At 59.4% G+C, this 26,721-nt stretch carries 19 protein-coding genes and 2 pseudogenes; 18 read left to right on the forward strand and 3 right to left on the reverse strand.

Annotation, left to right across the window (positions count from 1 at the left end):
* Positions 1 to 45 precede the first annotated feature (45 nt).
* The 14 genes from J0G10_RS10700 to J0G10_RS10765 all read left to right on the forward strand — a co-directional run bounded on the left by J0G10_RS10700 (position 46) and on the right by J0G10_RS10765 (position 20,061).
* Entirely contained in the window at positions 46 to 2,427 is a 2,382-nt protein-coding gene (locus J0G10_RS10700; RefSeq protein ID WP_245398032.1) for a fimbria/pilus outer membrane usher protein, read from the forward strand.
* Between the two features lie 29 nt (positions 2,428 to 2,456).
* The gene (locus tag J0G10_RS10705; RefSeq protein WP_095047683.1) at positions 2,457 to 3,191 is read left to right on the forward strand and encodes a fimbrial biogenesis chaperone; all 735 of its coding nucleotides are present in this window, start codon (positions 2,457 to 2,459) and stop codon (positions 3,189 to 3,191) included.
* Positions 3,188 to 4,210, forward strand: coding sequence for a fimbrial protein (locus J0G10_RS10710; protein WP_245398033.1), 1,023 nt, complete (start codon positions 3,188 to 3,190; stop codon positions 4,208 to 4,210). The genes J0G10_RS10705 and J0G10_RS10710 overlap by 4 nt, the downstream gene beginning before the upstream one ends.
* A 115-nt stretch (positions 4,211 to 4,325) precedes the next feature.
* Positions 4,326 to 5,513 carry an EAL domain-containing response regulator gene (locus J0G10_RS10715; protein WP_220558413.1) on the forward strand — a complete coding sequence of 396 codons (1,188 nt, stop codon included), beginning with the start codon at positions 4,326 to 4,328 and terminating at the stop codon, positions 5,511 to 5,513.
* 150 nt (positions 5,514 to 5,663) lie between these two features.
* The gene (locus J0G10_RS10720; protein ID WP_093431991.1) at positions 5,664 to 6,290 is read left to right on the forward strand and encodes a response regulator transcription factor; all 627 of its coding nucleotides are present in this window, start codon (positions 5,664 to 5,666) and stop codon (positions 6,288 to 6,290) included.
* Entirely contained in the window at positions 6,291 to 9,926 is a 3,636-nt protein-coding gene (locus J0G10_RS10725; protein ID WP_245398034.1) for a transporter substrate-binding domain-containing protein, read from the forward strand. It begins immediately after the preceding gene.
* A gap of 130 nt (positions 9,927 to 10,056) precedes the next feature.
* Positions 10,057 to 10,470, forward strand: coding sequence for a DUF4398 domain-containing protein (locus tag J0G10_RS10730; RefSeq protein WP_245398035.1), 414 nt, complete (start codon positions 10,057 to 10,059; stop codon positions 10,468 to 10,470).
* A 10-nt stretch (positions 10,471 to 10,480) separates the two neighbouring features.
* A complete protein-coding gene (locus tag J0G10_RS10735; protein WP_095124838.1) occupies positions 10,481 to 11,254 on the forward strand; it encodes an OmpA family protein in 774 nt (257 codons plus the stop codon).
* A gap of 230 nt (positions 11,255 to 11,484) precedes the next feature.
* Positions 11,485 to 13,659 (forward strand): autotransporter outer membrane beta-barrel domain-containing protein, encoded by a 2,175-nt coding sequence (locus J0G10_RS10740; protein WP_095124836.1) that lies wholly within the window; start codon positions 11,485 to 11,487, stop codon positions 13,657 to 13,659.
* A 167-nt stretch (positions 13,660 to 13,826) separates the two neighbouring features.
* Positions 13,827 to 14,237 carry a hypothetical protein gene (locus J0G10_RS10745; protein ID WP_095047679.1) on the forward strand — a complete coding sequence of 137 codons (411 nt, stop codon included), beginning with the start codon at positions 13,827 to 13,829 and terminating at the stop codon, positions 14,235 to 14,237.
* Complete coding sequence (locus tag J0G10_RS10750; RefSeq protein WP_342593395.1) at positions 14,209 to 15,519, forward strand: EAL domain-containing response regulator; 1,311 nt, start codon at positions 14,209 to 14,211, stop codon at positions 15,517 to 15,519. Before J0G10_RS10745 ends, J0G10_RS10750 begins: the two co-directional genes overlap by 29 nt.
* An 89-nt stretch (positions 15,520 to 15,608) precedes the next feature.
* A complete protein-coding gene (locus J0G10_RS10755) occupies positions 15,609 to 16,052 on the forward strand; it encodes an ANTAR domain-containing protein (RefSeq protein WP_095047678.1) in 444 nt (147 codons plus the stop codon).
* Between the two features lie 135 nt (positions 16,053 to 16,187).
* On the forward strand, positions 16,188 to 16,814 hold the full coding sequence (locus J0G10_RS10760) for a response regulator transcription factor (protein ID WP_095047677.1): 627 nt from the start codon (positions 16,188 to 16,190) through the stop codon (positions 16,812 to 16,814).
* A 10-nt stretch (positions 16,815 to 16,824) separates the two neighbouring features.
* Positions 16,825 to 20,061 carry an ATP-binding protein gene (locus J0G10_RS10765; protein WP_220558414.1) on the forward strand — a complete coding sequence of 1,079 codons (3,237 nt, stop codon included), beginning with the start codon at positions 16,825 to 16,827 and terminating at the stop codon, positions 20,059 to 20,061.
* Between the two features lie 11 nt (positions 20,062 to 20,072).
* Here the strand turns inward: J0G10_RS10765 and dkgB are convergent, their stop codons facing one another.
* Both dkgB and J0G10_RS10775 read right to left on the reverse strand, forming a co-directional pair.
* On the reverse strand, positions 20,073 to 20,876 hold the full coding sequence (dkgB, locus tag J0G10_RS10770; RefSeq protein WP_095047675.1) for a 2,5-didehydrogluconate reductase DkgB: 804 nt from the start codon (positions 20,874 to 20,876) through the stop codon (positions 20,073 to 20,075).
* A 228-nt stretch (positions 20,877 to 21,104) separates the two neighbouring features.
* Positions 21,105 to 22,013 (reverse strand): annotated as a pseudogene (locus tag J0G10_RS10775) (LysR substrate-binding domain-containing protein).
* 105 nt (positions 22,014 to 22,118) lie between these two features.
* Between J0G10_RS10775 and J0G10_RS10780 the strand changes: the two are divergent.
* The 3 genes and pseudogenes from J0G10_RS10780 to J0G10_RS10790 all read left to right on the forward strand — a co-directional run bounded on the left by J0G10_RS10780 (position 22,119) and on the right by J0G10_RS10790 (position 25,121).
* Positions 22,119 to 22,985 (forward strand): pirin family protein, encoded by an 867-nt coding sequence (locus J0G10_RS10780; protein ID WP_095047673.1) that lies wholly within the window; start codon positions 22,119 to 22,121, stop codon positions 22,983 to 22,985.
* 94 nt (positions 22,986 to 23,079) lie between these two features.
* Positions 23,080 to 23,460, forward strand: a pseudogene (locus J0G10_RS10785) (isochorismatase family protein); the annotation flags it as partial.
* Between the two features lie 218 nt (positions 23,461 to 23,678).
* Entirely contained in the window at positions 23,679 to 25,121 is a 1,443-nt protein-coding gene (locus tag J0G10_RS10790; RefSeq protein WP_095047672.1) for a mechanosensitive ion channel family protein, read from the forward strand.
* 4 nt (positions 25,122 to 25,125) lie between these two features.
* Here J0G10_RS10790 and J0G10_RS10795 read toward each other — a convergent pair whose 3' ends face one another.
* Positions 25,126 to 25,701: a GNAT family N-acetyltransferase gene (locus J0G10_RS10795; RefSeq protein WP_095047671.1), complete on the reverse strand. Its 576-nt coding sequence runs from the start codon at positions 25,699 to 25,701 to the stop codon at positions 25,126 to 25,128.
* A gap of 129 nt (positions 25,702 to 25,830) precedes the next feature.
* Between J0G10_RS10795 and xth the strand changes: the two genes are divergently transcribed.
* Positions 25,831 to 26,625 carry an exodeoxyribonuclease III gene (gene xth / locus J0G10_RS10800; RefSeq protein ID WP_095047670.1) on the forward strand — a complete coding sequence of 265 codons (795 nt, stop codon included), beginning with the start codon at positions 25,831 to 25,833 and terminating at the stop codon, positions 26,623 to 26,625.
* Positions 26,626 to 26,721: the final 96 nt, after the last annotated feature.

The raw sequence follows: 26,721 nt of genomic DNA on the forward strand, positions 1-26,721 counted from the left end.
TTCGTGTCTTGCGTGTTGATCTCCTGTGCGCGTTATTCAAACGCTGTGGAGTTTAATTCGGAGTTCCTGAATATCGATAAAAACGACGATATCAGTCTCGGACAGTTTGCCCACGCCCAATACACTGTGCCCGGTCGTTACTTGCTGGATATCACCGTCAATCAGCGTTATTTCGGTTCACGTTCGATCGAGTTCAAGAGCGGCGCCAACCCGCAAGAAAGTTACGCCTGTCTGCCCGAAGACCTGGTGGCGACCTTTGGTCTCAAGCCTGCGTTGCTCAAAAGCCTGCCGCGTCTGGCTGAGGGGCAATGTGTGGATTTGCGTGGCATTGAAAATGCCTCGATCAAGTACATGAAAAACCTTGGACGTCTGTCGATCAGCCTGCCGCAGGCCTCGTTCGAGTATGACGATCCCAACTACATTCCGCCTGCCGCCTGGAGCGACGGGCTCAACGGCGCGTTGCTTGATTACCGAGTGATCGCCAACAGCCGCGAAACCAATACGCCGTCCGGCGATTCGCGTTCATTGCAAAGCTATGGCACGGCCGGGGTCAACCTCGATGCCTGGCGCATCCGCGCCGATTATCAGGCGCGGCAAGAGTCAGGTAGCCAGAATAATGATCCCCACGGCGAAGCGTTCCAGTTGAACCGCTTGTACGCCTATCGCGCGTTGCCATCGATACGTTCGAAGCTGTCGGTCGGTGAGGACTATCTGAACTCCGATGTGTTCGACACCTTTGCCCTGCGCGGTGCGACCCTGAGCAGCGATGACCGCATGTTGCCGCCGAACCTGCGCGGTTATGCGCCGCTGATCAGTGGCGTGGCGCGTACCAACGCGACCGTCACCGTATCCCAGCAGGGTCGTGTGTTGTACTCGACCACGGTGACACCGGGTGCGTTCAGCCTTCAGGATCTCAACAGCAGCGTGCAAGGCACACTGGATGTGACCGTGCGCGAAGAGGATGGCAGCGAACAAACGTTTACCGTAGCCACCGCCGCAGTTCCGTTTCTGTCCCGTGAAGGCGAGTTGCGTTACAAGGTTTCCGCCGGCCAGCCGCGCCTGACCGGTAACGGCGGCACAGAGCCTGAGTTTGTCGCCTCGGAAGCGGCCTATGGTCTGCCAAGGGACTGGACGATCTACGGTGGCGTGCTGGCTGCCTCGGGTTATCAGTCGAATGCCATCGGTATCGGCAAGGACCTTGGCGTATTCGGCGCAGTGTCTGGTGATGTCACCACGTCTCGGGCGAAGCTGCGCTGGAACGGCGAAACCGTGGCCGGCAACTCTTACAGAATCAACTATTCCAAGCGTTTTGACGCCATTGGCACCGACCTGCGGTTTCTGGGTTATCGCTTTTCCGACAAGACCTTCACCAACTTTTCGCAGTTTGTCGGCGATGCTGATTCCTATGCGATGAACTCGGGCAAGCAACGTTATTCGGTGACCCTGGCCAAGCATTTTTCCTGGTTATCGACGAGTTTTTCCTACGACCATTCGACTTATTGGGACGCGCCGGCAGCCGATCGTTTCGGCATGACCGTGGCGCGCAGTTTTTCCCTTGGCAACGTCAAGAACATCACCGCAAACCTGTCGGCTTACCAGACGCAAAACAGTCGGCAGAATGACTCGCAGATCTACCTCGGTGTGACGGTGCCACTGGGGGGCAATTCGATGGCCTCCAGTAACCTGCAGCGCTCGGGCTCCGGCGATTCGTCCGCCAGTGTCGGCTACAGCCATGACGACGGCGAAGGCGTGAACTATCAGGTGTATGGCGGCGTTGGCGACAACCGCTACGTCAACGCCTATGTCGGTAAACGCGCTTCGAGTTACCGCGCCAACGCGTCGGCCTCCACCGATGGCAGCACCTATCGCTCGCTGACCGGCGAACTCGACAGCTCACTGGTCGCCACCCGTTATGGGGTCTCGGCCCATGGCAATGGCACCAATGGCGATACGCGCCTGCTGGTGTCCACCGATGGCGTACCGGACGTGGCCTTCACCGGGCAGACCCGCACCAACCGGGACGGCTATGCGGTGATGGATGGCTTGCCCTCGTTTCAGGCTTACGAAGCGCGGGTCAACGTCGAAAAACTGCCGCTCAACACCGAAGTGTCCAACCCGATCCAGCGTCTGGCGCTGACCGAGGGGGCCATCGGCTACGTCAATTTCGCCACGGGGCAGGGCCGCAACGCATTTGTTGTGTTAACCCGCAACGACGGTAAACCGGTGCCTTTCGGCGCATCGGTGCAGGACAAGAACACCAACCGGGAGGTGGGCATCGTCGGCGAGGCGGGCGTCACTTATCTGTTGGGCATCAAGGTTGGGGCTGAACTGGTAGCGCGTTGGGATGACGCCGGCCAATGCAGTCTGGCCAAACTCCCTGAGGAGGACGTGGTGAGCAATATCGCCAAGCCTGCCCAGTGTCTGTAACCGCGTCTTCCAATGAACCCGGAGTCATCATGTCTCGTTTTGCCTTGTTTACTGCTCACCGTCTGTTTCTGGCCGCGGGCCTTAGTCTGCCGCTGTTGGCCAGCGCCGCTGTGGTGCCGGATCGCACCCGGCTGGTGTTCGAGGAAAGTGCACCATCGGTCAGCGTCACAGTCAGCAACAAAAACCCGCAGCTGCCATTCATTGTGCAGTCGTGGATCGAAAACGAGAGTGGCCAGAAAGTCACCTCACCGTTCATGGTCCTGCCACCGCTGCAGCGCATCGAGCCGAACGAAAGCAGTGTGCTGCGTATCGTGAAATTGCCCGAACTGGCCCTGCCGGCTGACCGCGAGTCGGTGTTCTATTTGAACATTCGCGAGATTCCGCCGAAGAGCCAGGCCGTCAACTCGATGCAGATCGCCTTGCAGTCGAAGATCAAATTGTTCTATCGCCCGGCAGCGGTGAAGCGTGAGCGTGGTGAAGACCTCGCGCTGGGCCTGAACCTGAAAATCGACCCGGCAGCGAAACAGCTGATTGTCGATAACCCGACACCGTTTCACATCACTGTGGTCGGGCTGCTGGCCGGCCCGGAAAAAACCAGAATGCCGATCGATACGGTGATGATCGCGCCACGCGGCAATGCGCGCTTTGCCCTGAGCAACACCGCGTTCAGCACCTTGCGGGTGTCGAACATGAATGACTTCGGTGGCCAGTCCGACACGCTGTTCAACTGCGTGGCGAACGTCTGCAAAGGCGTGAGACCGTGAGCCTGTTCTCTACGCTGACCCGGCTGGCCGCGGCCGCAGTGCTGCTGGGCGCGTCGCAGTTGGCTTCGGCGATGGTCTGCAAGTCGCTGGACGGCGGCAGCTACCTGAGCGAATACATTGGCCCGGTGTCGGTGCCGGACACCGTGCCGGACGGCACGATCATCTGGCGCTCGAAAACCCATGTGGTGCCGGCCGACTGCTGGAAACTCTTCGATCTGCACTTCAGGGAAGACGATCCGATCTACTTCTATGGCAACCCGGCAGGACTCAATGCCACCCCGTGGGGCATCGAATTCGGTCTGGTGTATCGCGGCGTGACAGCCTGGGACGGCGACTGGAGCTCCAACCCGACCCAGGGCGTGAACAGCGGATTCGTATCCCGTGGTTGCCCGGACGCGACCAGCGGCGCTGACATGCTCGCGTGTTCACGGGTGACGCCCAGCATTGCGTTTCAGGTGGTGATCCGCAAACGCGGATTGTTGCCCTTGCAGCGTCCCTCGCAAGACACCTACGACGTGTTCCAGTTCGACGGTCTCTATGGCTTGAATGGCGGGCCGAGCAACCCGGCGGGCAACTTCCGTTTTCAACTCTCCGGGTTGCAGAACATTGTCGGCACTGCGTGCACAGTCGACGTCACGGTGACGCCGGAGCCGGGCATTGTCGACTTTGGCGTGATCCAGAAAACCACCACCGGTTTTTCCCCACCCAATCCGACCGGCCCCTTCAACCTGGCCCTGGAGAAAAAGTGCAGCAGCGCGATCAACATCGGTGCGACGTTTGTGACCACCCACCAACAGGGCCTCTACAACATCTTGCCATCCGCCGATAGTCAGTTCGGCATTCAGGTGCGCGATGCCCACAACAATCTGGTGCAGATCAACGAGCCTTTCCCTCTGGCGAATTTTCCGGCGGACGTCAGCCATATCGATGTGCCGTTCAGCGCGTCGGTGGTGTCGCTGGGCAATCCCGAGGTCGGACCGTTCGAAGCGATCATGGTTGTGCAGATCGTTTACTACTGATGACGCATTAGCTTCTGGGAAATTTCCTACATTGACGCAGGATAAGTCCTGCGTTCAACCCTGCTGGCGCAGGCCACTATCCGGTCTCCCGGGTCAATTGAGTGATTAAAGGAAGATGACCTCCCCACGTATTCTGGTGCTGGAAAATCATGAGTTTGCCCGCAACGTGCTGGTCAGGATGTTGCAACGCCTGAGCGTGCGTGACGTGTTGCAAGCACCGGATGCCGAGCAGGCCATGGTGCAGATGCACCTGCAGGGCGGGGTCGATATCGTGATCTGCGACCTCACTGACCGGGGCCTCGATTGCCTGGAATTCCTCCGTGTTGCCAGCCACAGCGGTATGGTGCGCGCGGTGTTGCTGTGCAGTGAACTCCCCCCGGAGCTGGCGCGTACCTTGGGGCAAATGGCCTCGCTGGGCGGTCTGCAATTGCTCGGAGTGCTGAGCCGGCCGGTGCAGCTGCGTGCGTTGAACCGCCTGTTGTATCGCTATAAACACGGGCGGATCCCGCCAGTGCTGGCGCCACCGAGCAAAGAGTTGCCCCACGAAGATGAAGTGCGCCGCGGGCTGGCGCTGGGTGAGTTTCGGGCGTGGTTTCAGCCGCAGTTTCAATTACACAGCGGTGCGGTGATCGGCGTGGAAGCGCTGGTGCGTTGGCAGCATCCCGCGCGCGGGACGCTGTTGCCTTGCGACTTTCTCTCCGCCGTGCTGGCGTATGACTTGACCGACCAGATGTTCAAACAGTTGCTTGAGCAGGGCCTGAACCTGCTGGACATTTTGCGTCATCGTGGTGTGGCCTTGCAGTTGGCGTTCAATCTGCATGCCTCGCAACTGACCCATAGTGCTCTGGTGGAACACATCAAACGGGCGCTGGAGCGGCACGGGTTCAACGGATCGGTTCTGATGCTCGAACTGGCGGAGAACGGTTTGCTCGATTGCCCGCCCGGCACGCAGGAGAACTTGTTGCGTTTGCGCCTGCTCGGCTGCGGATTAGCGGTCGACGACTTCGGTGTCGGGTTTTCCTCGTTGAAGCTGATGTGCCAGTTACCGTTCACCCAGATAAAACTCGATGGCCGTTTTGTCCAGCACCTCGACCGTCAACGCAACCGGGCGATGGTCGCCAGTACGAGGGTGCTGGCTCGTTCGTTAGGAATGGATCTGGTGATCGAAGGCATCAGCAGCCCAAAGGTGCTTGAGCATGTGCGCGAGCTGGAGTGCGAAATGGGTCAGGGTTATTACCTGGCCCGTCCCATGAGCGGACATGACTTGCTGCAATGGCTGGAGAAGCCAGAGGGCGAGCGCTGATCGTTGTGCGGTGCTGTGCGGTGTTTTCCAAGAATTTTCCTACAATTCTGTGGTGCTCGTGTATGTTCTGCACGTGGAGCATCTGGACTGCTGTCCCATTGTTATTTGTGGCGTTGCCAAGTAGTTGATCAACGTCTTACAGGGGTTTTTATGTTGAAAGCGATCATCGTGGACGATCACCCGTTCATTCGCTCTGCGGTCAAGATGCTGTTGAAACAGGAACATTTCGAAGTCGTCGCGGAAGCGGACAATGGCGCCGATGCTGTGCAGCTGGCCCGCGAACATACCCCCGACCTGATCATTCTGGACATCGCCATGCCCAAGCTCGACGGCCTGGAGGTGATCTCGCGTATCCGCGCGCTGAACCTGTCTTGCAAGGTCCTGGTGCTGACGTCGCAGTCGGCACAGTTCTATTCCATGCGCTGCATGAAGGCTGGCGCAGCCGGATACATGTCGAAAACCAACGACCTCGACGAGTTGGTCAAAGCCATCAAGGTGGTGATGGACGGCTATACCTTCTTCCCCAATCTGGCCAGTAGCTCGGTGCGCCGCAGCGATGCGCAGGCCACCGATCTGGAACTGATTCAAAGTCTGTCTGATCGCGAGTTGACGATCCTGCAGCAACTGGCCAAGGGTTTGAGCAACAAGGAAATCGGCGAAGCCATGCTGTTAAGCAACAAAACCGTCAGCACTTACAAGACGCGGCTGATTGAGAAACTCAACGTCAAGTCGGTGGTGTACCTCGCCGATTTTGCCAAGCGTAACAACCTGCTCTAGATGATTATTTTCGTCAGAAATTGCCTGGCCGGTCTGGCACTGTTCGGCTCAATGTCGTTGCTGCAGGCCATGGCCGCGACGCAGCCCGATACATTGCAATTGCTCGGTCGCTCGGATGTCGACGAGTATGCCGTGCCACTCGATGAGCCGGACTGGAGCTGGTTGCGCCGTAAGGGGCGTCTGTTGCTCGGCGACAGCAGCCCTGATTACGCGCCTTTTGCGATCACCGGCAACGGCAATGATTACGAAGGCCTGACGGCCGATTACGCACAACTGATCGAACAATTGCTGCACGTCACGGTCGAGGTCCGGCGCTACGCCTCGCGCGGCGATCTGCTGACGGCGCTGAAGCACGGCCAGATCGATATGATCGGCACCGCCAACGGTTTTGAGGCGGCGGACCCCGAACTGGCAATCTCTTCGCCTTACGCTGACGATAACCCGACCCTGGTGACGCGCATCGATGAGAGTCACAACCTGCCGGAAGACCTGGCGGGCAAACGGGTGGCGATGCTCTATCACTACCTGCCACCGGAAACGGTCAAGGCGTTTTACCCAAAAGCCGACGTGCAACTGTATCCCTCGACACTGACGGCGATCGGTGCCGTGGCGTTCGGTCAGGCTGACGTCTATCTGGGCGACCTGCTCAGTTCCAATTACCTGGTCAAGAAGAACTACCTCAACAACGTTCAGCTCAGCGATTTTTCGCGCATGGAAACCCAGCCCTTCAGTTTTGCCGTGACCCGGGAAAACACCCGGTTGTTGCACATTCTCGATGCGGCGTTGAAGGTCATTCCTGCGGAAGAGCGTATGAGCATCCGGCGCCGCTGGAGTGTCGGCGGGGTGGCCATTCCCGGCCAGCATCGGCTGCATTTCAGCGTGAACGAACAGCGTTGGCTGGATCACCATCCGCGTATCAAAGTCGCGATCAACGAAAACTTTCTGCCGTTGACCTTTGTCGATCAGGCCGGAAACTTTCGCGGCATCAGCGCTGACGTGCTGGCCAAGATCAGCCTGCGCACGGGTCTGCAATTCGATATGCAGCGCGTAGATTCGGTGGGCGACCTGATCGGCGAGGTGACCAGCGGCAAGGCCGACATGCTCGCCGCCTTCACCCCGAGTACTGAGCGCGAAGGCGAACTGCGCTTTACCCGGCCGTACCTGATCAATCCGTTCGTGTTGGTCATGCGCCGTGGCGACGAGCCGCAGACGCTCGATCAACTGGCCGGCAAACGTCTGGCGCTGATTCGCGGCAATGTCTTGCGTGAATACCTCGTCGAGCAATACCCCAATGTGCAGTTGGTGCCGGCGGACAATGCTGCCGAAGCCATGGAGATGGTCGCGCTGGGAGAGGTCGACGGCGCGATCAACTCACTGGTCAGTGCCCGCTACACGATCTCGCGTCAGTACCGCGACAAATTGCAGGTCACCAGTACCGTCGGCACCCAACCTGCACGCATCGCACTGGCCACCAGTCGCGGTGCGCTGGAGCTGTACTCGATTCTCGACAAGGCCCTGTTGAGCATCAGCCCGGAGGAAATGGATGAGCTGACCAACCGCTGGCGCAGCGAAGTGGTGGTGAATGACAGTTATTGGCTGCGCAATCGCGGCATGATCATCCAGGGCTTCGTGATCGCCGGCGTGTTGCTGTTGGTGGCGCTGGGCTGGATCGCTTATCTGCGTCTGTTGATGCGCAAGCGCCGTCAGGCGGAAATCGCGCTGAACGATCAGATGGAGTTCATGCGCGTGCTGATCGACGGCACGCCGCATCCGATCTACGTGCGCGATCGCGAAGGTCGCCTGGTGATCTGCAACAGTGGTTATCTGCAAGTGTTTGGCACCGAGCGCGAAGCGGTCATCGGCAAGTTGGTCACGGACGGCGTGCTCAGCGATATGCAGCAAGCACAGACGTTTCAGGATGATTATCTACGGGTGATGGAGGACGGCTTGCCGAGCATCCAGGACCGCAGCCTGAATCTGGCGGACGGCCGCGCGCTGACCATCTATCACTGGATGCTGCCATACCGTGGCAGCGATGGTGCCGTCACCGGCATGATCGCTGGCTGGATCGATGTCAGCGAGCGTCAGCATCTGTTGCAGGAACTGCAAATCGCCAAAGATGTTGCCGATGACGCCAACCGCGCCAAAACCACGTTCCTGGCAACCATGAGCCATGAAATTCGGACGCCGATGAACGCCATCATCGGCATGCTCGAACTGGCGCTGAAAAAGGCCGATCAAGGTGTGCTGGATCGCTTTGCCGTTGAAGTGGCCTCGGGCGCAGCGCGGGGCTTGCTGGACCTGATTGGCGACATTCTCGATATTGCACGGATCGAGTCCGGGCGCCTGTCGCTGGCGCCGGAACGCGCCAATCTGCGTGAACTGATTGAATCGGTTGCGCGCATTTTTGAAGGCCTGGCGCGCCAGAAACAGTTGCGTCTGCAACTGGATCTGGACGCCCTGAGCAACGTCGACGTGTTGATCGATCCGCTGCGTTTCAAGCAAGTGTTGTCGAACCTGTTGAGCAATGCGATCAAGTTCACCGATGTGGGCAAGGTGGTATTGAGCGTGCAGGTCGAGACTGGCAGTGATGATCGACTGCGCCTTTGCTTGCGCGTGACCGACAGTGGGCGCGGCATCTCGCTTGTGGATCAGGCGCAATTGTTCACGCCGTTTTCCCAGGCTGCCAACCATGGTCAGTCGGCCCAGGGCGGCTCCGGGCTGGGGCTGATGATCAGTCGCACCTTGTGCGAAATGATGGGCGGCAGCCTCACGCTGACCAGCGAGTTGGGGCAGGGTACACAGATCGAGGTGCGGTTGAATCTGCCGACACTCGATCCTCTGGACGCCGCGCCGGTCGAGGAAAACGTGGCACTGCAGGCCAGTCACTGTCTGAATATTCTGGTGATTGACGATTACCCGGCCAACCGTCTGCTGCTGTCGCAGCAGTTGAGTTATCTGGGCCACCGGGTGACGGATGCCGAGGACGGCGCCCATGGCCTGCGTGCCTGGCGCAACCAGACGTTCGACGTGGTCATCACCGACTGCAACATGCCGATCATGAATGGTTACGAACTGGCCCGGGCGATCCGCGATGAAGAGGCGACGCGAGGATTGGCGCGCAGCCTGGTGTTGGGGTTTACCGCCAATGCGCTGGCCGAGGAGAAGGATCGTTGTGCCGAGGCCGGCATGGACGATTGCCTGTTCAAACCGATCAGCCTCAGGGATCTGAATCTGCGTCTGGCCGCAGTCGTTCCACGGCCTCGTTCACCGACTGAAGACGAGCCCGGCGATGTCGGCATCGGTGACATCGATCTGGGCAGCCTCGAACAATTGACCCGTGGCGACCGCGCGTCGATCAACAGTCTGTTGAGCGATCTGGCCACGAGCAATGCGCAGGACATGGCCAAACTGATGCGCCTGTTTACCCAGCACGACATGCCCGGGCTCGCTAATCTGGCCCACCGGGTCAAGGGCGGCGCACGCATTATCAAGGCGCACTCACTGATCCAGGCTTGTGAAGCGCTGGAAGTTGCCAGCGAAGGTCTCGACACGCAGGTTCTGACCGAAGCGGTGGATGCCTTGCAGCAATCGATGGAGCGTTTGGCGGCACAACTGGATGAGCGTCTGGCGTAGCAATCTATTTCCATTTTCCCTGTCGTTCTTGCGAATTTTCCTACATTCGTCACTGGCTCTCTGTCGCTAACGTGCGGTGGTCTCGGCATACAGCCGAGCTCACTTCACTGGTTAACATTTGGAGCTGTTGATGACCCTTCCACGTATGTCTTCCCGTGCACGATTGGCCGTCTGTGGACTGGCCGTCGCTGCGGCGTTGAGTGCCTGCGCCAGCGCGCCGCTTCCAGAGCAACAGATCAGCTTGTCCAAGGACGCGGTCAACCGTGCGGTGTCGGCCGAAGCAACCCAATACGCACCGTTGGAAATGAAGGCAGCGCAAGACAAGATGTTCCAGATGGAACGCGCCCTCGGTGAGAAAAACTACCCGCAAGCCAAGTTGTTGGCCGAACAGATCGAAGCCGATGCCAACCTCGCCGAACGTAAATCGCGCGCTGTGAAATGGCAGAAACAATTGGCTGACGCGCGCAATGGCATTGAGGTGCTCAAGCAGGAAATGCTGCAAGACCCGGTCACCGGTTTCAATCCGCCAGCCAGCGCTCAATAAGGACTTGTTCATGTCGAATTTCAAACTGTTGCCCATCGCTTCGCTGATCGCTCTGACACTGGCCGGTTGCGCCACGCCGCCTGAAAACCCGCAACTGCTGCAAGCCCGCGAACAGTTCGCGGCGCTGCAAAACAAGCCGGAAGCCAACACCCTCGCAGCTATTGAAACCAAGTCTGCCTTTACGGCGTTGAACGCGGCCGACCAGGCGTCGCAGAAGGACCGCCAGGCACCGCAAGTCGATCAATTGGCCTATCTGGCCAGCCAGAAAATCGCCCTGGCCGAGCAGACCATTGCCGGCCGCCAAGCCGAGGCGGGTCTGAAGAAAATCGACGCCGAGCGTACCCAGGTGCAACTCGACGTGCGCACTCAGCAGCTCAAGGCGCTGCAAGCGATGAAAGCGCAGAAAACCCAGCGCGGGGAAGTCGTGACCTTCGGCGATGTGCTGTTCGACACCGGCAAGGCCGATCTCAAGTACGGCAGCCAGCGCAACTTCGAACAACTGGCGCAGTATCTGGCGGCCAACCCTGAACGCAAGGTGCGCATCGAAGGGTTTACCGACGATGTCGGCGGTGACGATTTCAATCAGCGTCTGTCGGAGCGGCGCGCAGACGCCGTGGCTTTCGCGCTCAAGCAAATGGGCATCGGCGCTGATCGGCTGATCACCAAAGGCTACGGCAAGCAATTTCCGATTGCCGATAACGGCAATGCTCGCTCCCGTCAGCTCAACCGTCGGGTGGAGGTCATCATCTCTTACGGTTCAAGCGTGGTCGGTGCACGCGGCTGATGAGCGATCAAGCGAGCCTGCAACGGGCTCGCTTTCTTGCATCTGAGCATGGGTCAAGACCGATCAATGCTCTTGGGAAATTTCCTACAAAGACAAGGAAAAATCCTACACAGAAAGTCCCTTCGATTCTCTAAATTGCCGGTTCCCCGAGTGCGAACCGGTTCCCTCAAAGGTTCTGACTCAACTCTATTTACGCCGTTGCCCAAGAGGGCGCACGTGAGGTTCTGTTGATGAAAACCCGTTCCCCGTTGTTCCAGCGCAACCCTGTCGCCGTGGCCGTCGCCATTGCGTTTTTGCTGCCACTGCACGCCAGTGCCTATACCTCTTCAGTCAATGGCGGGGCAGTGATTTATGACGAAAGCGTTACCACCGGCGTGCAATCGATCGGAACCAACGGCACGGCCCATCGCACCACGGTCAGCGGTAGTGGGACGCAGAGCGTATTTCAGAACGGTGTGACCTACGACACCGTAGTAGACAGTGCGACACAAAACGTTCTCAGTGGCGTCAGCCATGGCACGGTGGTCAATAACGGCGGCTCACAGATGGTGGGCACCAGCGGTATTGCCAATGACACCGTGCTCAATGCCAGTCAGCAGACCGTCACTCGTTCCACGGCCAACCGCACGCTGATCAATGCGGGCAGCGTACAGACGCTGGATATCATGGCGATTGCCAACGATAGCCAGGTCGGTGCTGGCGGTACGCAAAACCTGATCAACATGGCGGTGGCTAACGGCAGCGTGATTAACGCAGGCGGTGAGCAAACCCTGCGCCGTGGCTTGGTCGGCGGGGCGGTGGCCAATGACACGCGCGTGCAGGGTGGTACCCAAAGCGTGTACGCCACTGGCACGGCCAATAACAGTACGGTCAGCAACGGTGGTCAGGTCAATCTCTACACGGGTGCCCAAGCCAATGGCCTTGTGGCAGACGCAGGTGGCACGGTGAATGTCATGGAGAACGGCGTGAACACGGTGGACTCGCTGACCCTCAATGGCGGGCGTCTGGCATTCGCGCCGGGCAGCGACGGTACGTTCAAGACGCTTACGGTCAATGCTCTTTCCGGTAGCGGCAGCATTTTGATGAATACCGATATCGCCAATCAGCGTGATGATTTGCTGATCGTGCAAGGCGCCGGCATGGCCAGTGGTGATCACACGTTGATCGTCGGCGATAGCGGTAATGAACCGACGACCTCCGATGGCCGCTTGCTGTTGGTCGATACGAACGGCGGCAGCGCGAAATTCGCCCTGTATGGCGGCCACGTCGATGCGGGTGCATTCCGCTATACCTTGCGCCAACAGGGTGATGACTGGGTACTGGCGAGCGGGGGAGCGATTCCGGTTGATCCGGTAACGCCGGTGGATCCAGAGACGCCAGTAGACCCCGGCAATCCGGTGGAGCCAGTGACGCCAGTTGATCCGGTCAATCCAGTGGATCCGGTGGGCCCTGTGACGCCACCGCCGCGCCCGATCGACCCGGCGCCGGAAAACCTGTCCAAAGGGGCCAACGCCGCCATCGCCGCGCACACCGCCGGCGCCAGCCTGTGGAACGCGCAGATGAACGCTCTGGTCAAGCGCCTCGGCGAGTTGCGCATGGGCGAGGATGACGGGGGGCTCTGGACCCGCGCCATCGGCAAGCGTTTCGATGTGAGCGAGCATTCCAGCCGCGCCTATTCCCAGGACGTCAGCGGTCTGGAAATCGGTGCCGACAAGGCTTTCGCAGTGGACAGCGGCAAGATTTATGTCGGTGGCATGGTCGGTACTGCGCGTTCCGATCTGGATTTCGGTGAAGGGGCGTCGGGCGATATCGACAGCCGCATGTTCGGCATTTACGCCACCTACCTCAATGACAATGGCGTCTACGTTGACAGCGTCCTGAAGTACAGCCGTTTCGATACGGACATCAAAACGCCGAACAATCTGGGGCAAGCGGTAAAAGGTTCCTACAGCACTAATGGTGTCGGTGCTGATATCGAGGTTGGCAAGCGCATCAATCTGAAGGATGGCTGGTTCGTCGAGCCGCAACTGGAAATCACTGCGACCCGCACCCAAGGGGCCAGTTACACCGCCAGCAACGGCCTGCGCGTCAAGTCCGATGATCTGGATTCACTGCAAAGCCGTGTCGGTTCGCTGTTCGGTCGCAGCCTGGAGCTGAGCAATGGCATGAAGGCCCAACCGTATGTCAAAGCGTCGTACATCACCGAGCATGCCGGCAGCAGCAAGGTCAGCGTCAATGGCAACAAACTCGATGCCGAGCTGCCGGGCAACCGCGTCGAACTCGGCTTCGGCGGCGTATTGCAGGTCAGTGAGAAAAGCAAGATCTCGCTGGATGCCGAGTACGCCAAGGGCAATGGCATCGAACAGCCATTCGGAGTGAGCCTGGGGTATCGCTACCTTTGGTGAGGCGGGTTGCCACGTCGGATCCTTCCGACGTGGCGTTGTTCTTCAAAGGGTGTCGGAGATTTCTTGGTGTTTTTTCAGACTCGTCCTACATGCTTTGACGACTGTTTTGCCTAGTGTGTCGCCTCTTACGCCGCGAGCGGCGACCTTTTCTACCTCTGTCGAAACCAATGTCCTACAAAAGCTGGCGAATTCTGATTGCCGACGAGGAGCCTGCGTTGCACGCCCGAATCGGCAAGACCTTTAAAGAACTGGGCTGTCGCGAACTGACGCGGGTGCACTCGTTTCGTGAGTTGTTGGGCGTGACCCATTACTCCAGCGAGCCCTTCCAGCACTTTGACCTGATGATCATCAACGCGGGGTTGATCGCCGCCACTGGCGTGGATTGGGTGCGGTTCTTTGCAAGCAATGCACAGATTCGCCACGGCGTGATTCATGACACCGTTCGCGGCCAGCCGCAGGCTCAGACGATTTATGCCAACCACCGACGACAGTTGATGCTGATCCGTACCCCGGACCGGCAAACCCTTGGCCCTTTGCTGGAGCACCTCGATGTTCATGAACAATCCCACAACCGTTGAGATCTCTGCTGGCGAGTCGAATACGCGATTGGCCACGACACACCATGCTCCCGGCATCGACGACTCAATCGCCGTGCCTGCTCTGCCGCTGCGTGTGTTGGTGTTGGAAGACCATGCGTTCCAGCGCTCGGTGGCGGTCAACATGCTGCGTACGCTGGGTTGTCGCGAAATCTTCGAGGCCAGTGACGGAGCTCAGGCGCTGGCGCTCTTGCAGGAAGTCGGTACCGTCGATGTCGCCCTGTGCGATTTGCAGATGGAGGGGATGGACGGGCTGGAGTTTCTGCAGCGGGTGGGGGCCTCGGGGCAGGTCAAGTCGGTGATCATCAGTAGTTCGCTGTCGGCAGACCTACGTCGTGCGGTGCATCAGATGGTGGCGTTGCTTGGCCTGGAACTGCTGGGCGATGTAGGCAAGCCTTTGCATGTGCAAGTGCTGGCGAATCTGCTGAGCAAATCCCTCGACAGGCCTGCTCTGGCGCAACCCACGGCCGCTGCCGTGACGCTGGCCAGTGAGGCATCGGTTCGTCAGGCGTTGGCGCAGCAGCAATTGCAGGCCTGGTATCAGCCCAAATTCAACCTGCAGACCGGTGAGGTCTGTGGTGTAGAGGTGCTATGCCGCTGGCTCCATCCGACCCACGGCATCCTTTCGCCCGCTTTGTTCATGCCTGTACTGGAGCGTTGCGGGTTGCTCGACGAGCTACTGTTTGCGCAGATCGAGCAGGCACTGGGCGTGCAACGAAGTGCCCGTGCACAGGGAGTTTTCCTGAATGTTGCGTTCAATCTGCACGCTGTGCAGTTGGCCAATGCGCAGCTCACGACCACGTTGAAGAACCTTCTGGCGCACCACGGCGCTTGCGGTGCAGGCCTGACTTTCGAACTGACCGAAAGCGGTCTGCTAGAAGCGCCGGCCACCAGCCTGGAAAGCCTCGTCCGCCTGCGAATGATGGGCTGTCGTCTATCGATCGATGACTTCGGCGCCGGCTTCTCATCTTTGCAGCGCTTGTGTCAGTTGCCGTTCAACGAGATCAAGCTCGACGCCGAATTCATCCGCAATCTTGAGCACGAACCACGATGCCGGGCGGCGATCAGCAGCACACTGGCGTTGGGTGAAACCCTCGGCATGAGCGTGGTGATCGAAGGGATCGAGACCGATGCACAGCGCCGTGAACTGTTGGCATTGGGGTGTTCCCAAGGGCAGGGCTATTGGTATGCGCGGCCGATGTCCGGGGCTGATCTGTTGCTTTGGTTGCAGCAGCACAGTGATCGGCGTGACTTGGATGAGTGAACCTTCTTTTAGGAAAAGTCCTACAGATCCTGTCGTGTGGCTTGCGTAGTCTTGCCGCACCCAGAAACCGTGACACCGGGAGATTGAGCATGATCAATAAAGCCCTGCGCATCCTGATAGCAGATTCGCAGCATTTCCACCGGATGAAAATCGAGCGTCTGTTCAACAGCCTCGATTACTACCGCGTGGCCCCGGTGCAAAGCCTCACTGAGCTGTTGACGCTGGTGGACTACGGTTGTGAGCCGTTCGATGTGGTGGTCATCAATGCCGAACTGGCGGCGCGTTCGCTGGATCTGCTGGGGTTTTTCCTTGATAACCCGCAGATTCGTCAGGCGTTGATCTATAACGAAGGCACGGCGCCGTTGCAACAGACCTCGGGGTTCGCTCAGGAGAATGTGCAGATCAGTCATTTGACGTTGCCTTCAAAACAGTCGATCAGTCAGTTGATGGCGCTGGTCGATGTGCCCGCAAAACCAGGTAAACCGGCCGCTCACAAGCCACACCCGCTGATGCAGTACGTTGCGCATGCATAAAAAGTCCCCGGCCGCAACTGTCAGACCTGACAGGTGCTTTGCTCCCCGTTCCATGCAACAGTCCCTGTGCAGCCACTGAGTCTGGATCAGCCCCCATCGGTGGCCTGACCGTCAGTCTTTGCACCGGGAGTGGCCATGAAGTTAGCGCTGATCGTCGACGATCATCCGGTGGTGCGTGCCGCCATCCGGATCGTGTTGCAAGCCGAAGGATTCAAGCAGATATACGAGGCGTCCCAAGGCAACGAGGTGATCTCGCTTATTCGTGAACACAAGCCTCAATTGGTGATCCTCGACCTGAATCTGCCAGTGCTCGGCGGGCTGGAGGTGCTGGCCCGGATCAAGGCCAATGATCTTCATTGTCGAGTGCTGGTGTTCAGTACACACGAGCCGATGTTCTATCAGGAACGCTGTGTGCGCGCCGGGGCCATGGCCTACGTGACCAAAACCAATCAGTTGGAGCAGTTGCGCAATGCCATCCGGGCGGTGGTGTCGGGGCATACCTTTTTCTCTGCGCTCCCGGACCATTTCAGTACGCTGAATGCCGTGCAGATCACGGAAAAACAGATGATCGAGCAGCTCTCCGACCGTGAGTTGAGCATTTTCGCGCAACTGGGGCGGGGCAAGTCCAACAAGGCGATTGCTGAGGACATGCACCTGAGTCACAAAACCGTCAGCACCTATAAGACCCGTCTGATGAAAAAACTCGGGGTGAACTCAGCGGTACACTTGCGCGATTTCGCCAAGCGCAATCATGTGATCTGAGCGGACAGACATGAGGCAGGGGCGCCGGATTGTCTGGCTGTGGCTGTGGCTGTGGCTGTGGCTGACGCTGATGGCCACCTGTTGGGCAAGCGACACGCCGCAGGTGCTGCAAGTGCTGACCCGTACCGGACTGGAAAATGTCCAGCTGCGCCTGGATGAACAGGACCGGCAATGGCTGCGTCAGCATCCGGTGTTGCGCATGGGCATTTCCGGGCCGGATTACCCGCCGTTCGAGATCACCCGTAATCAACAGGAACTCGAAGGGCTGACCGCCGATTACGCCGACCTGCTGGGGCAGTTGCTCGGCGTGCGCATCGAAGTCCGCCGTTTCGCCAACCGCGATGCCGTGATGGCGGCACTCAAACGCGGCGATCTCGAACTGCTGGGGACCTCCAACAGTTTTGAAGCCGCCGACCCGGCCTTCATCCTGTCCCGTGCCTACGCCGAAGATCAGCCGATGCTGGTGACTCGACTCGATGAACAATTGCCCACCGATCTGGCCGGCAAGCGCCTGGCCATGGTCGAGGACTATCTGCCTCTGGCCAGCGTGCAGGCGTTTTATCCCCGGGCAAGTGTGCAGCGTTACCCGTCGGCGATGGATGCGCTCGGTGCGGTGGCCTTCGGCGCGGACGATGTTTATCTGGGCGACTTCATCAGTGCCAACTACCTGATCAACACCAATTATCGTAACGACCTGCAATTGGCCGGTCCGGCCGGGCTGGACGCCAATTCGTTCGGCTTCGCGCTGTTGCGCAGCGATGGGCGCCTCAAACGCATCGTCGACAAGGCATTGACGGCCATCCCCATGGAGCGGCGCCAGCGCATCGAGCTACGCTGGAGCGTCGGCCTCGCCGATATGGCTGAACAGTCGCGGGTGCAGCTCAGTGCGAATGAGCAGGAATGGCTGGACCAGCATCCAGTTGTCCGGGTTGGAGCCATCGAAGATTTCGCGCCGCTGACATTTTTTGATGCCGATGGCCGTTTCAGCGGACTGTCGGCGCAACTGCTGAGTCTGATCAGCCAGCGCAGCGGGTTGAACTTCGAGATCGTGCGCGGGACGTCGCTGGATCGGCAGATCGAACAGCTCAAGGCCGGTGAACTGGATGTATTGCCGGTGGTGACACCGAGCAGCGAGCGCGAAGCCGAACTGCAATTTACCCGTGCCTACCTGAATAATCCGTTTGTGCTGGTCAGCGTAATCACCGCGCAGGGACCGCTCAACCTCGATGATCTGGCCGATAAACGGCTGGCGATTTATCGCGGCCATCCGTTACGTGCTTACCTGTTAAGCCGCGTGCCGCGCATCCGTCTGGTCGAAGTCAAAAGCCCCGCTGAAGGCGTGGCGTTGATTGCCAAGGGTCAGGTCGATGCCACGGTGAGTTCATTGCTGGTGGCGCGCTTTCTGATCGCACGTCACTACCGTGAGCGTCTGCGCATTACCGGCACCATCGGCGATCAACCGGCGCGCATTGCGTTGGCGACGGCACCGCAGATGACGGCATTGCATTCGATCCTGAACAAGGCGTTGTTGAGCATCGCCCCGCCACAGATGGACGAACTGGTAGAGCGCTGGAGCCACGATGTGGTGGTGGAAGACAGTTATTGGTTACGCCATCGTCGCGAGATTCTCCTCGGTTTTGCCGGTGCGGCGGTGTTGCTGGCGCTTGCGCTGGCCTGGATCGTTTTTCAACGCCAACAGATTCGCCGGCGCCAGCAATGGTTGCAGCAATTGCAGGAAGCCAAGGACGTGGCAGATGATGCCAATCGCGCCAAGACCACGTTTCTGGCGACCATGAGCCATGAAATTCGCACGCCGATGAACGCCTTGATCGGCATGCTCGAACTGGCCTTGAAGCGCGCCGAGGAAGGCGTGACCGATCGCTTGGCGATTCAGGTGGCATCCAACGCCGGGCAACAGTTGCTGGCGTTGATCGGCGACATCCTCGACATCGCGCGGATCGAGACCGGGCATTTGTCCCTCGTGCCTGAGCGTGCCAACCTGCGTGAGCAGGTGGTGTCGGTGTGTCGAGTGTTTGAAGGGCTGGCGCGGCAGAAGCGCTTGTTGTGGCACATCGAACTTGATGCCCGCAGCAACATTGACGTGCTGATTGATCCGACGCGCTTCAAACAAGTGCTGTCGAATCTGTTGAGCAACGCGATCAAGTTCACCGAGGAGGGCGAGGTCAGTCTACGGCTGACGGTGACCACCGCGACGGCGGAACGCCTGAGTGTGAAAGTGCTTATTGAAGACAGCGGGGTGGGGATTAACGCCGACGACCGACGACGGCTGTTCAACCCTTTCGTGCAGGCGAGCCATGACTCGCAATCAGCCCGCAGTGGTTCCGGGCTGGGGCTGGTCATCAGTCGCAACCTCTGTGAAATGATGGGCGGTACGCTGCGGCTTGATAGTGCACCGGGTGAAGGCACACGCGTCGAAGTCAGTCTTGAACTGCCGTTGTTGGCTGCTCTGGCTCGCGCCCCAAGTGCTCCGCAAGCAGCGCTTGCGGTAACGGCTTCACTGAGTGTTCTGGTGGTGGACGATCATCCGGTGAACCGATTGCTGTTGTGCTGGCAATTGAGTGAACTCGGCCATCGCACCGTCGACACCGAGAACGGTGATGAAGGCCTGAAGCAGTGGCGGGCGCAGGCGTTCGATGTGGTGATCACCGATTGCAACATGCCGCGGCGCAACGGTTACCAACTGGCGCGGGCCATCCGCGATGCCGAGTCGCATGCCGGCCGCAAGCCTTGTCTGATCCTCGGCTTTACCGCCAATGCGCAAGCTGAGGAAAGGACGCGCTGCCTGAATGCCGGCATGGACGAATGCCTGTTCAAACCGATCCGCTTGCACGACCTGGAGCAGGCGTTGACGGCTGCCAGTCATTGCGAGAAGACGGTGGACCCCGGCGAGGTGGCCGCGCTGACGGAAATCGACCTGAGCACGCTGGAGCAAATGGCTGGGGATGATCGTGCCTTGATCGAACAGTTGCGCAAGGAAGTGTTGAACAGCGTGCGCCTCGATCTGCAACGTCTGGAGCTTTTGCAGCAGGAGCAGGATCGCGCAGGGTTGCGCGAGCTGGCGCATCACATCAAGGGTGGGGCGCAGATGGTCGGCGCGGCGCGGGTGGTGGCGGCATGTGTAGCGCTCGAGCAGGCGTGTCGCGAGACGCACGCGGCGCCGCTGGACGTGGCTAGCGAGACGTTGCGCAAGGCCATGGCCGGACTCGCGCAACGCTTGCAAATCTGACGGGCGCCGGCTCAGTCCCAGTGCGGCGCGATGCCTTTCGGGCTGGTCAGGCGATGGTCGCGATCAAGCGTGGCAATCAGCGCCATATCGGCGTCGCTCAGTGTCAGCGCTGTAGCGGTAAGGTTGCTTTGCAGGTTGGCGCGCTTGGTCGACGACGGAATCACCGCGTAGCCAGACTGCATGGCCCAGGCCAGGGTGATTTGCGCCGGGGTGGCTTGCAGGCGCTGGGCGATCTGCTGGATCAGCGGATCTTGCAGCACTTCGCCGTAGGCGAGGGTCATGTACGAGGTGATGTGGATGCCTTGGCTCTGGGCGAACTCGACCACTTTGCGGTTTTGCAGGTACGGGTGCAGTTCAATCTGATTAGTAGCGATGTTGTCGGCACCGACCGCCGCGATCGCCTGTTGCATCAGCTCGATGGTGAAGTTGGAAACACCGATCTGTCGGGTCAGGCCCAGACGCTTGGCTTCGAGCAGGGCGCCCATAAACTCTTCGACCGGCACTTGGTTTTCCGGCGACGGCCAGTGAATCAGCGTCAGGTCGAGGTAGTCGGTCTGCAGTTTTTGCAGGCTTTCCTTGAGGCTGTCGATCAAGCGATCCTGGGCGAAGTTGGCGACCCAGATCTTGCTGGTGATGAACAGCTCTTCGCGCGGTATGCCGCTGGCTGCGATGGCCTCGCCGACGTCGGCTTCGTTTTCGTAGATTTGCGCGGTGTCGATGGCCCGGTAGCCGAGTTCGAGAGCGGTGCTCACCGAATCAATGACGACCTGGCCTTGCAGGCGAAATGTACCCAGACCAAAAGCGGGAACAGACATGAAAAACTCCAGGGTTGCAGTGGGAATGGGCAGGAGTATCGGCGTCTGCATCGTTGAGAAAAACCGCTGGCGGGGCAAAGCACTGTTGATCAGAAGTCATGAATCATTTTCAGGATTTGTGTTGTCCGGGCTGGCCTCTTCGCGAGCAGGCTCGCTTCCACAGGAGATCTGTGGTGTTCACAAAATCCTTGTGGGAGCGAGCCTGCTCGCGAAGGGCGCACCACCGATTCAGGCAATGTCACTGTGGGCAAATTCCTCGCCGAGAAAATCAATCAACGTGCGCACCGACGGCAATAACCCGCGCCGCGAAGGGAAAATCGCATGCACTACGCCGCACTTCGGCGCCCAACCGGGAATCAACTCCACCACACGACCGGCCGCAATGTCCTCACGCACCACCACACTCGGCAAATGCGCCACGCCAACGCCGGCAATCACCGCCTGACGCAGGGCAATCAAATCATCGGTGACCATGCGTGGCATATGGCGAATCAGTGCCGTGTTGTCATTCGGCCCGAGCAGCTCCCATTGATATTCGCGCTGCGCCGCGCCCCAGTGCAGGCTCGGCAAGCCGTTGAGGTCGGCAGGTGAGGGCGGTGACGACAGGCGTTCGACAAACTGCGGGCTGCCGACCACCGATTGCGTGCTGTTGCCCAGCACCTTCATGACCATGTCGGTGTTCTCCAGCGGCGGAAAACGCACGCGCAAGGCAATGTCGAAGCCTTCGTGCAGCAGATCGACGCGGCGGTTGGTGCTCTCGATAAACAATTCCACTAGCGGGTATTTGAGCATGTAACGGGTGAGCATCGGCCCGACCCACGAGTTGAGCAGCGCTGTCGGGCAACTCAGGCGCACCAGTCCCTGCGGTTCGGAGCGGTTGCGTTCGATCAGCTCGGCGGCGCTTTCGGCTTCGACGCGCATGGCCAGGCAGCGCTGGTAATAGGCCTGACCGATTTCGGTCAACTAACAATGGCGGCTGGTGCGGTGAAGCAAGCGCACGCCAAGGCGTTCTTCCAGTTCGGAAATCCGTCGGCTGAGCTTCGATTTGGGCATGTCCAGTGCGCGCCCGGCGGCGGCGAAACCATGATGTTCGACCACTTGGGTAAAGTAGTAAAGGGTGTTGAGGTCTTCCACCATCGTTCTCCATATAGAACGCTAAGGCTGATTTTTGCAGTCTAGTGCATTAATGGTCATGGATTTAAGCTTGATCCATCGCGTCACTCACCCAAATTGGAGACAACCATGAAAAACATCATCGGTATCTACACCAGCCCGCGCGGCCATTGGGTCGGCGATGGTTTCCCGGTTCGCACGCTGTTTTCCTACGACAACCTGGGCAAACACATCAGCCCGTTCCTGCTGCTCGATCACGCCGGTCCAGCCGATTTCACCCCGACCATCGAACGGCGTGGCGTTGGTCAGCATCCGCACCGTGGTTTCGAAACCGTGACTATTGTTTATGAAGGCGAGGTTCAGCACCGCGATTCGACCGGTAGTGGCGGTGTGATCGGCCCGGGCGATGTGCAATGGATGACTGCGGCTTCCGGGATCCTCCACGAGGAATTCCATTCGGAAAACTTCGCCAAAACCGGCGGCAAACTGGAAATGGTCCAGTTGTGGGTCAACCTGCCGGCCAAAGACAAAATGGCCGCGCCGGGCTACCAGACCATTCTCGACAGCGACATCCCGAGCATTGCGCTCAAGGACAACGCCGGTCGCCTGCGCCTGATCGCCGGTGAGTTCGATGGCCACACCGGCCCGTCGCGGACTTTCACACCGATTGATGTGTGGGATCTGCGCCTGAACGCCGGCAAGTTGCTGACGCTGGATTTGCACGAAGGCCGCAACACCGCGCTGGTGGTGCTCAAAGGTTCGGTGCAGGTCAACGGTGTGGAATCGGTGCGTGAAGGGCAGTTGGCGCTGTTCGAGCGTGACGGCCATCAACTGACACTCGAAGCCAGCCAGGACGCGGTGGTGTTGCTGCTCAGCGGCGAGCCGATCGACGAACCGATCGTCGGCCACGGCCCGTTCGTGATGAACACCGAGCAGGAAATCCACCAGGCCTTCGCCGACTTCCAGTCCGGCCGCTTCGGTCAGATGCACGCTTAACGCACCACCACTGCGCTCTACACAGGACGCGTAGTCCGGTTCGCAGGCCAGGGATGGCTGTTGCCTATAGAAAAGAGGAAACGCACATGAACACGCCCGTCCGGGCCAGATCAACGCCTGGGACAACGAAGATTTCGTCAAGGCGATCAAGGCCACTGGCAAGAAGCAATTGATCATTGCCGGTGTGGTGACTGAGGTTTGCGTGGCGTTCCCGGCGCTGTCGGCGCTGGAAGAGGGCTTCGATGTGTTCGTGGTGACGGACGCCTCCGGCACATTCAACGAACTGACCCGTGAATCGGCGTGGAACCGCATGTCCAGCGCTGGCGCGCAATTGATGACCTGGTTCGGTCTGGCCTGCGAGCTGCACCGCGACTGGCGCAACGACATCGAAGGGCTGGGCACGTTGTTCTCCAATCACATCCCGGATTACCGCAACCTGATGACCAGCTACAGCACCCTGACTAACGGTACATAACTCAAGTCCTATGCAATAAATGTAGGAGTGAGCCTGCTCGCGATGGCGGAGTGTCAGTCGAAGTCTCTTTGACTGATACCCTGCCATCGCGAGCAGGCTCACTCCTACATGGGTTTTGTGGTGTTTTTGCGGGCGTGTTCATCCTCTGAAATCAATTGCTCCTACACTTGCTCAATCTGTGCGATCTTCTCGCGATTGGCCCCCGTCGGAGTTGTTTGATGCTGTCTCTGCTCACCGAACATCCGTTGTTCTGCGCGTTGATCCTGATCCTCCTCGATCTGGGTTTATGGCGTCTGATCAGTTCCCATGGCAGCGAGTGGAAACTGCTGGTGCGGGTGCTGATTTTCAGCCTGTTCAGCGTGCTGCTGTTCAACGAAGGCCTCAATCCCATGGAGCCGGCGCCGTGGGCCGACAACGTGCCGCTGCACCTAGCGGCGACTGGCCTGCAGATTGGCTGGTGGCTGTTCGGTGCGCGCACCCTGACGGTGTTGATCGGCGCGGTGATGATGCAGCGGGTCGGCCACACCGGGCGGTTGTTGCAGGACTTGCTCGGCGCGGTGATTTTCCTCATCGCGATCATCGCGGCGCTGGCCTATGTGCTGGATCTGCCGGTCAAAGGCGTACTGGCGACCTCCGGGGCGTTGGCGATCATTGTCGGTCTGGCCTTGCAGAGCACGCTCAGCGATGTGTTTTCCGGGATAGTCCTCAACACCACCAAGCCTTATCAACTCGATGACTGGATTTCCATCGACGGCACCGAAGGCCGGGTTACCGATATCGACTGGCGCGCCACGCGCCTGCAAACCAGTCAGGGCAGCATGGCGGTGATCCCCAACTCGCTGGCGGCCAAGGCCAAGATCATCAATTTCAGCCGGCCGAGCAATATGTTTGGTGTCGCGGTCAGCGTGCAGGTAAGCCCGCATGCGCGGCCCAATTCGGTGATCGATGCGCTGGAGCGGGCGATGCAGGGCTGTCGCCAGTTGCTCGACATACCTGCGCCGAGCGTCGCACTGAAAAGCTCCGGCAGCAGTGGCGCGGAATACGAGATCAGCGGTTTCGTCGCCTCAATGGGCGAGAAGCGGGTGGTGCGCAATCAGTTGTTCGATCTGGCCTATCGGCACTTGCAGGCCTCCGGGGTCAATCTGCTGTCGAGCGATGAAAGTGCTGCGCCGACCAACCTGTCGCGGCCCCGGGCGTTGCTCGACAGCTCGCCGATTTTCTCAACCCTGCGCCAGGAAGAGAAGGACACCTTCAGCCAGAACATGAGCCTGCAAACCTTCCGCGCCGGCGAAGTCATTCTGGCGGGCGGGGAGGTCAGCGATCACTTGTTCATTATCGAGTCCGGTGTGGTGTCGGTGACGTTGAAGCGCCACGGTACACCGTTCGAGTCCGGGCGCATGGGGCCGGGCGAGGTGATTGGCGAGGCAGGAATCTTGTCCGATACCGCGTTGCCGGCGGACTTTTCGGCGAAGACCTTTTGCGCGTTGTATCGCATCGAGAAGTCGTACCTTAAACCGTGCCTCGATGCGCGTCATGATATCCACGACGCGATGCAGACGCTGCTCGATTTCCGCCTGCACAAGGCGCAATCTCTGACCGAGGAAGCGCCGGCGGTTGTACCCAAAAGAGGCTTTTTGCAGTGGCTGCGTAATCGCGCCTGAAGGGTCAGGTAGCGAGTTTCTGTTCCAGGTGCAGACGCACCTGTGGCCATTCGTCATCGATGATGCTGAAGCGCACCGAGTTGCGCTTGCGCCCGTCCGGCATGATCCGCTCGTGGCGGACAATACCTTCCTGCTGCGCGCCAAGCCGCAGGATCGCGTTGCGCGACTTCTGGTTGTTCTCGTCGGTGGTGAACTGCACGCGCACGCAGTCGAGCACTTCGAAGGCGTGACGCAGCATCAGGTATTTGGCTTCGGTGTTGACGAAGGATTTCTGCCAGCTCGCGGAGATCCAACTGCTGCCGATTTCCAGTTTGCGATTGAGCGGGTCGATCTTCCAGAAGCGCGTCGAGCCGATGACTTGGCCGCTATCTTTCAACACGATCACGAACGGCATCACCGTGCCGGCGTCACGGCCATCGAGGGCTTTTTTCAGATAACTGTCGACAGTGCTGGGCGAAGGCACCACGGTGACGGTGAGGTTCCACAACTCGCCGTCAGCGGCAGCGTGGAGCAGGGCGTCGGCATCTGAATACTGGAGCGGGCGCAAGAGGATGCGCTGACCTTGCAGCGTGGTTTGCATGGGATTCCGGTCTCGGCAGTGCGGGTAAAAGGCGAGTGCCCATTACGCCGCACGAGACTGATCCGATGCAACCGGCGCGATGATCACGGGGTCACAATTTTTACAGCCCTTGGGCAGGAGCCTCAGCCGATGAAAAACCTGCGAATCGCCACTTACAACGTCAACGGTTTACGCGCGCGTTTGCCGAACCTGCTGGATTGGCTCAAGCGCGAGCAGCCTGATATCGCCTGCCTGCAAGAACTCAAATCCGTCGACACGGCGTTTCCCGCAGCAGAACTGGAAGCCGCCGGTTACGGCGCGATCTGGCAGGGCCAGGCCTCCTGGAACGGTGTAGCGATTCTCGCCCGCGATGCGCAGCCGCTGGAGAGCCGGCGCGGTCTGCCGGGTGATCCCGATGACAAGCACAGTCGTTATCTGGAAGCGGCGGTGCATGGCGTGTTGGTCGGTTGCCTGTACCTGCCCAACGGCAACCCGCAACCGGGGCCGAAATTCGATTACAAACTAGCGTGGTTCGAACGGCTGATCAGCTACGCCAAAGACCTGCAAAGCAGCGATCACCCGGTGGTGCTGGCCGGCGACTACAACGTCGTGCCCACCGACATGGACATCTACAACACCCGTTCCTGGCTCAAGGATGCGCTACTGCAACCCGAGAGCCGCGAGTGTTATCAGCGCTTGCTCGATCAGGGCTGGACCGATTCGCTGCGGCATCTGTATCCCGAGGATCGGCTCTATACGTTTTGGGATTACTTTCGGCAGCATTGGCAAACCAACTCCGGTCTGCGCATCGATCATCTGCTGCTCAACCCGGCGCTGAGTCCTTATCTGCATGAAGCCGGCGTAGACGCCTGGGTGCGCAATGAACCGCACGCCAGCGACCATGCGCCGACGTGGATTCGCATCGGTTCCCGCAAGAAGCGCTAGCGGGCGATTGGCGAAATCAATTGTCGAAAACAGTGCCTGATCCCGTATACATGGCGACCATCAACGCAGTGACCTGCGGCCCCATGCATAAGGATC

The organism is Pseudomonas germanica, from assembly GCF_019614655.1.
GTDB lineage: Bacteria > Pseudomonadota > Gammaproteobacteria > Pseudomonadales > Pseudomonadaceae > Aquipseudomonas > Aquipseudomonas neuropathica.

Excerpts from the sequence above, each read along its gene's own strand:
- J0G10_RS10730 (WP_245398035.1), top strand. The coding sequence starts at position 10,057 with ATGACCCTTCCACGTATGTCTTCCCGTGCACGATTGGCCGTCTGTGGA.
- J0G10_RS10765 (WP_220558414.1), top strand. The coding sequence starts at position 16,825 with ATGAGGCAGGGGCGCCGGATTGTCTGGCTGTGGCTGTGGCTGTGGCTG.
- J0G10_RS10750 (WP_342593395.1), top strand. The coding sequence starts at position 14,209 with ATGTTCATGAACAATCCCACAACCGTTGAGATCTCTGCTGGCGAGTCG.
- J0G10_RS10795 (WP_095047671.1), bottom strand. The coding sequence starts at position 25,701 with ATGCAAACCACGCTGCAAGGTCAGCGCATCCTCTTGCGCCCGCTCCAG.
- J0G10_RS10725 (WP_245398034.1), top strand. The coding sequence starts at position 6,291 with ATGATTATTTTCGTCAGAAATTGCCTGGCCGGTCTGGCACTGTTCGGC.
- dkgB (WP_095047675.1), bottom strand. The coding sequence starts at position 20,876 with ATGTCTGTTCCCGCTTTTGGTCTGGGTACATTTCGCCTGCAAGGCCAG.
- J0G10_RS10745 (WP_095047679.1), top strand. The coding sequence starts at position 13,827 with ATGTCCTACAAAAGCTGGCGAATTCTGATTGCCGACGAGGAGCCTGCG.
- J0G10_RS10760 (WP_095047677.1), top strand. The coding sequence starts at position 16,188 with ATGAAGTTAGCGCTGATCGTCGACGATCATCCGGTGGTGCGTGCCGCC.
- J0G10_RS10705 (WP_095047683.1), top strand. The coding sequence starts at position 2,457 with ATGTCTCGTTTTGCCTTGTTTACTGCTCACCGTCTGTTTCTGGCCGCG.
- J0G10_RS10740 (WP_095124836.1), top strand. The coding sequence starts at position 11,485 with ATGAAAACCCGTTCCCCGTTGTTCCAGCGCAACCCTGTCGCCGTGGCC.
- J0G10_RS10720 (WP_093431991.1), top strand. The coding sequence starts at position 5,664 with ATGTTGAAAGCGATCATCGTGGACGATCACCCGTTCATTCGCTCTGCG.
- J0G10_RS10790 (WP_095047672.1), top strand. The coding sequence starts at position 23,679 with ATGCTGTCTCTGCTCACCGAACATCCGTTGTTCTGCGCGTTGATCCTG.
- J0G10_RS10735 (WP_095124838.1), top strand. The coding sequence starts at position 10,481 with ATGTCGAATTTCAAACTGTTGCCCATCGCTTCGCTGATCGCTCTGACA.
- xth (WP_095047670.1), top strand. The coding sequence starts at position 25,831 with ATGAAAAACCTGCGAATCGCCACTTACAACGTCAACGGTTTACGCGCG.
- J0G10_RS10755 (WP_095047678.1), top strand. The coding sequence starts at position 15,609 with ATGATCAATAAAGCCCTGCGCATCCTGATAGCAGATTCGCAGCATTTC.
- J0G10_RS10780 (WP_095047673.1), top strand. The coding sequence starts at position 22,119 with ATGAAAAACATCATCGGTATCTACACCAGCCCGCGCGGCCATTGGGTC.
- J0G10_RS10715 (WP_220558413.1), top strand. The coding sequence starts at position 4,326 with ATGACCTCCCCACGTATTCTGGTGCTGGAAAATCATGAGTTTGCCCGC.